This window comes from Mesorhizobium sp. M2A.F.Ca.ET.039.01.1.1 (genome assembly GCF_003998035.1).
Classification (GTDB): domain Bacteria; phylum Pseudomonadota; class Alphaproteobacteria; order Rhizobiales; family Rhizobiaceae; genus Mesorhizobium.
On sequence record NZ_RZRY01000412.1, the window covers coordinates 1 to 5,679 of the forward strand.

Consider the following 5,679-nt stretch of genomic DNA (forward strand, 5'->3'; position numbering starts at 1 on the left):
CCTTCAGGGTGGCATTCGGGTTGACCGGCACCATGAGCGGCGCCGACTGCGTGACGATCTGCTCGATCGCCACGTCACCTTCCGGGATGTAGTCGCGCGGGAAGATCGGCAGCGGCTGGAACTGGGCGTGCACGTCGACGATGGCGCTGAAGCAGCGGTAGCCCTGCACGTTCGGTCCGGTGAGGACGATATCCTTGGGCGACATGAACGGCGTGACGGAGCCGTTTACGGTGTAGTAGTCCCTGTACACCCACACCTCGATCCCGCCGCCGAGCGTGCCGCCATAACGCACCTCGCCGGTTGTCATCAGCCCGGTCTTGATCGTCAGGTCGGCATTGCCGCGGCGGGTCAGGTCCATTTCGGCGAGGATTTCGGCGTCGCGGCGCATGACGCCCCAGGCGTCGATACCGACGGTGATGCGGTTCGGCGCGCCGCCAAACTCGGCCGCGTGCATCATGTCCGCCCAGCCCTGGATGTCGTCGAGGATGGACACCCCGGCATCGCCCCACCGCGCGCCGACGCCGAGCACGACGGTGTGGCCGGCGGCGCGGCCGAAATCGACGAGGCGCTGCGGCATGTCCTTGCCTTCGATGACGACCTTGCCGTCAATGATGGCCTTGGCGGCCATCCATTCCCACAGCCTCTCAATCGCGACGCGATGATACTGCAGGATGTCGGCCTTGACCGCGTCGTAGCGCGCCTGCGGCGTCTGCGCGTTCGGTCCGAGCAAGGTGCCGGGCCGGCGGGTGAGCGCCCGCAGCGGGGAGACGGGATCGCTGGGCTTGACATAGCCCGGCTTGAAGCGCTCGACGCGCGCGCCTTCCTCATAGATGGCGCGCCCCTGCGCCATCGGCGCGACGAAGGGCGCAAGCTTGCGGCCGGCGCGCGGGATCTTCTCCAGGTCGACATATTCGTCTGTGAACGACATCTCGTTCGGGAAAAGCAGGTCGAGCCAATAGCTCGGCACGATATCCAGCTCGCGGAACACGCCAAGAAGAGTGTGCGTGTCCCAGAGTTCGTAGTGGTCGAAGTCCGCCATGGTCGTGGCCCTTATTGAAAGAGCGGCCGGGGCCGCGATTTGGTTGAATATTCGCGGTTCGCGTCAGAGCCGCTTACGGATGAGGATGTTGGTGGGCGAAGGCGCGCCCCGGAACGCGGCCTCGCGCTTTGCGTCCGTATCGAACGAGGCATCCCAGTTGAGGGCGTCCGGATTGAAGTTGCCGGCGCGGAAGATCGCGACGCGTTGCGCGGCGTTCGTGTCGACCACCGGCGCTGTCGTGACGCCGATCGCCTGCACGCCGACCTGATCGACACCGCCGACGAGCGTGGCGTTGGCAAAAGCGGTCACCGAGCCCGTCTCCGTGGTGGCGATTGCATTGCCGGCGGCGCCGGTCTGTTTGGCGACGATGCCGACGATGCCAGCGGCGTCCGACTGCGCGGTGACATCGGGATGCGGCACCGTCTGCGATCCGTAGGTGGTCCCTGCCCCGGCCCCGCCGTTGATGGCGGCGATCAGGTTGCTGGCGGTCTCCGCCGCCGTCGCGCCGATCTTGATCTGCCCGGCGACGGTCGTCGGCGCCGCCTTGAGGGTGTAGAGGGTCGCGCCGATGGTGATGGTGTCGTCGGCGGTGCCGACGCCCGAAAACACCAGCCGGCCGCTCGCCCTGCTGCCCGGCGCATAGGCAAGCGTGGCCAAGGCGAGGCTGAGCCCGGTGGCCGCGAGGCCAACGACGGAAAAGGCAGGAAGCGCCACATCAGCCGCGACTGGAAAATCCTCGGTGACCGGATGCGGAATGGCCGAATTGAAGATCTCGGCGGAAGTGAAGGTCTCGGACACGTCCCGGGCCGCCATGCCCGGCTGTGCAAAAGGAATGCTGGTCATTATCAACCCTTTGAGTGACGTTGCGGTTGGATGTTTCGGGCGTCAGGCCTGCTTGGCGGACGAGCCCGTCGAAGCGCGGTAGTTGGCCAGAATCCGGCTTGCCGCCTGCTGGGACGCCTCGGCGCCCTTTGCGGCGGGCTGCGCCAGGCCAGCAGCGGCAAGGCGCGACTTCTCATAGGCGGATGCGTCGGCCTCCCCGGCAGGCTTGGAAACCGCAACGTTCGCCGAGACGAAGGCCGCGACGTCCTCGCCGGACATGCCGGGCGATTTCCGCGCCAGGTCGAGCGCGGCGCTCATACGGGCGGCGTCGCCCTTGACGCCCTCGGCCGAGAGCGCCGAAACCAGGCGGTCGGTGACCGTCTTGGCGCCGGCTGCCTCGCCTTCGGCGCGACCCTCGGCGCGCGCGGCTTTCACCGCAGCGTCGTGGTCGGCCTTCGCAATGCCCGCATCGTCTTCGGCGGCGGGCGCGCCGCTTTTCTCGCTCATGGACGTTCTCCTTGCTTGCGAGGTGGAGCGCCCAGGGGCGCGGGTCAGGTCCGCGAGGACCGATTCGAACGAGCCGACGCGGTCGGCAATGCCGGCATCCACGGCCGCCTGGCCGATGAAGGTGCGGGCTTCCGTCTTGCGGGCGGCGGCAGCGGTGAGCCGGTTGCCGCGTCCCCTGGCGACGGTCGCCAGGAAGCTTTCGTAGAAGGCATCGACCTCGGCCTGCAGGTCCTCGCGCACCGCGTCGGACAGCGGCTCGAACGGATTGCCGTCGACCTTGTGGGCGCCGGCGTGGATAAGCGTCGGCGTGATGCCTTCCCGGTCCAGTTGCCGGCTGAAATCGGCATGCAGCAGCACGACGCCGATCGAGCCGGATATGCCGGTTTCCGTGGTGACGATCTCGGTCGCGCCCGCGCCGATGGCGTACATGGCCGATGCCGCCATCCCGTTGACGACGGCGACGGTGCGCTTACTTGCGGCCAGATCGCGAACCAGCGCGGCCGTTTCGAAAGCACCGACGGCCTCGCCGCCCGGCGAATGCATGTCGAGAACGACCGATCTGACGGCCGGATCCGCTGCCGCCGATTTGAGCTGGTAGGCGATGCCTTCATAGGACGTCAGGCCCGAGCTTGAGCCCACCCATGCGCCGCGGTTCACCAGGGAGCCGGTGATGGTGATGATGCCGACACCTTCGGACGTCACACGATACGGCACGGCACGGCGCGCGCCGTCCTCGTCCTCGACGACGGATGAGCCCTCGAAGCGCGAGGCCCCGGGTGCATTGATGCCGATGCGGCCCGCCAGAACCGACAGGATGACCTCGGCCTTGTCGCGCGTGATCAGGAGCGGCCGGTTCAGCACCCGGTCGGCAATGTGGATCAGCGATGTCATGACGACCTCAGCAGGTGAAGCGGATGCGCTTCGCATAGCGGCTGCGCTGACCGCTCCTGGCCGAGCAGGCGGCCGCGAGGCGCATCAATTCAGCATCGAGTGCCTTGATGTTCGCGCCGGTGAAGCGAAACTGCTCACGCGTTACCGGGGACTGAATCGACAGTTCCTCGACATGCTCTCCGGCGAGCGCGCGCAGTTTGACCGCATAGAGCGCCTGATAGAGCGCGCAAGGATCATCCTGGTCGACCTCGACACCATTGATGGTGACCAAGGCCGGCATCACGCATCTTCCTTTTTCTTTGGCGCGGCCGGGATGACGTCATCCTTCGGGTCGCCGGCGTTGCGAACGAAGGGCGACGGCATGCCTTCGGCGAGATAGCGCTTGTGCCAGTAGAGCCGGCGCTCGAAGACCTCCTCGGCGTCGACGCCGATCTCGGCGCATTCCATGTCCGGCGTCGAGGTGCCGTTGAGCAGCCGCTCGGTCGCGGCCTTGGCACTCTTCTGGTCGTCGGCGGTGGCCTTGGCCGGCCCCTGCCAGTTGGCCCACAGCACCTTGTCGCGATTGGCCCTGAAGCCCTCGTAGCCGCCTTTGAACGGCAGGCGGCCGGTGCCGATCAGCTCGTCGACGAGATGCTCGTAAGCAAGCTGGCAGATGGGTGCTGCGATACGCTCGCGGCGGCGGGTGACCACCGGATGCAGCGAAGCGCCCTCCATTCGGGTCGACGAATAGGTCGCGCCCTCATAGTTCATGGTGTAGCTGGCGACGCTGATACCGATCGCGCGAGCCATGCCGCGCTGCAGCTCGGTCGACACCGGCAGGAACTGCGGCCCCGGAATGCCGGTCGACATCAATTCCAGCTTCTCGCCCGGCGCCAGATGCGACAATTTCGGATCGGTGCCGACGGAAATTTCGCTTTCGGCCGCCTTGTCCATGACGGCGAGGAAATAGTCGCGGAACTCGTCGCGGAGCGCCTTGCCGTCCTGGCTCTCGCCGAGCGCTTCCAGCCCCTCGAAGGCTTCGGCCGACGGCCTCTCGCTGGTCAGGACCTGGGCGAAGACGGTCTGCAGGATGCCGGTCTGGATCGTGACATCGACCAGGGTTTCCCATTGCAGATATTCGCGAAACGCCGTCACCAGGCGCGAGATGCCGCGAACGTCGTTGCTGTCCACCGGATCGAAGACATGGGCGACCATCTGGCGCCCTTCGCCGTCATGGGCCGCATGGTCGCGCTTGACGACGATGCCGGTTTCCTTTTCGGCGAGGCGATAGGCGATCGGGCGCCCGTTCGGGTCATGGATGACGCCTTGGTAGAGACCCTCGATCTCGCTGGTGTCCTGGACCAGCGCCGTTGGCGTGGTCAGGCACATCTTGGTTCCGGACGCGATGCCGTAGCGGCGGCGTTCGGGGACGGACATGTAGTCCATCAGCGCCAAGGCTTCGCCGTAGACGACGTCGTGGCGCAACGCGACATCGACCTTCTGCGGCACGATGAACTTGCCCTTGAGGTCGCACTCGCGCGCGTTCCAGGCCCATTGCTTCCACGCGGCTTTCAGCAGCTTGATGAACGCGTCCGTCTCCTGCTTGTCGTAGCCGAGCGCCGACAGGTCGGGCGCGGGGCTGAGGATCAGCTCGACACCGACCGTGTCGGCGATGACCTGATCGACGGCGCCGCGCAGCCGGCCGGAATTCTGGATGATGTCCATCGCCAGCCCGGCGGCCCGCCGCCAGGCGATACGCACCTCGTCGCGATGGTCGCGCAGCGCCGTGCCGCGCGTCGACAGAATCCTCGATCGGGTGTCGCGCAGATATCCGGCCTGCGGGGACGGGCGCGAAGCGGACGCGCCTCCCCTGCCGAATATCCTGTCCAGCAACTTCATCCGCGGTTCTTCCATTTCTGGCGAGGGGCTTGCGAGGCCTCGTCATTCCTCGTCTCGACCGGCGCCGTCGATACGGGTCCAGCCACGCGCAGGCCATTGAGCAGGTCGGGCTCGGGCGTCGGCTGCAGCCGCTGCCGCAAGGCCGACCAGTCGTCCGCCCGCTTGGTGGAGAGCCCGAGCATTTCAGCCATGGCCATCGCGTAGACATGGGCGTCGAGGCAGTGATTGTCCGGCCGCAGCCGCTTCCATTCCTCATGGAACTTGCCGCGCACGACCTCGGCGACAAACGCCTCGGCCGTGAGCTGCAGGAAATATTCCTTCGGCAGGAAATCGCCGAAATGCACATAGCCGGGCGGGTCAGCCGGTTCGCCCGAGCGCATGCCCAGCTTGTGCAGGTTTGCGAACAGCTCCGCCTTCAGGCCCCAGGTGCCGACAGGCCACAGCATGGCGCTGCCGAAGCGTTTGCGCTTGCCGCGCTTGGTGACCGACTTCTTCGCCGGAACGCTGATCGCCGGCACGCCGCGGCCGCCGACGCCTTTAAC

At 66.8% G+C, this 5,679-nt stretch carries 6 protein-coding genes; all 6 read right to left on the reverse strand.

Annotated elements, in window-relative coordinates; genetic code table 11:
* The coding region (locus tag EOA24_RS25390; RefSeq protein WP_133374604.1) for a major capsid protein at positions 1-1,039 on the reverse strand (1,039 nt) is incomplete at its 3' end.
* Positions 1,040-1,102: 63 nt separating this feature from the next.
* Complete coding sequence (locus EOA24_RS25395; protein WP_126083008.1) at positions 1,103-1,882, reverse strand: hypothetical protein; 780 nt, start codon at positions 1,880-1,882, stop codon at positions 1,103-1,105.
* 42 nt (positions 1,883-1,924) lie between these two features.
* Positions 1,925-3,259 carry a S49 family peptidase gene (locus tag EOA24_RS25400; protein WP_126083009.1) on the reverse strand — a complete coding sequence of 445 codons (1,335 nt, stop codon included), beginning with the start codon at positions 3,257-3,259 and terminating at the stop codon, positions 1,925-1,927.
* A 7-nt stretch (positions 3,260-3,266) separates the two neighbouring features.
* Positions 3,267-3,539, reverse strand: a complete 273-nt coding sequence (locus EOA24_RS25405; protein WP_126083010.1) for a hypothetical protein — start codon at positions 3,537-3,539, stop codon at positions 3,267-3,269.
* Positions 3,539-5,137, reverse strand: coding sequence for a phage portal protein (locus EOA24_RS25410; protein ID WP_189354201.1), 1,599 nt, complete (start codon positions 5,135-5,137; stop codon positions 3,539-3,541). Before EOA24_RS25410 ends, EOA24_RS25405 begins: the two co-directional genes overlap by 1 nt.
* Positions 5,134-5,679: terminase gpA endonuclease subunit (locus EOA24_RS25415; RefSeq protein ID WP_189354204.1), on the reverse strand; the 546-nt coding region annotated here is incomplete at its 5' end. The genes EOA24_RS25415 and EOA24_RS25410, both read right to left, overlap by 4 nt.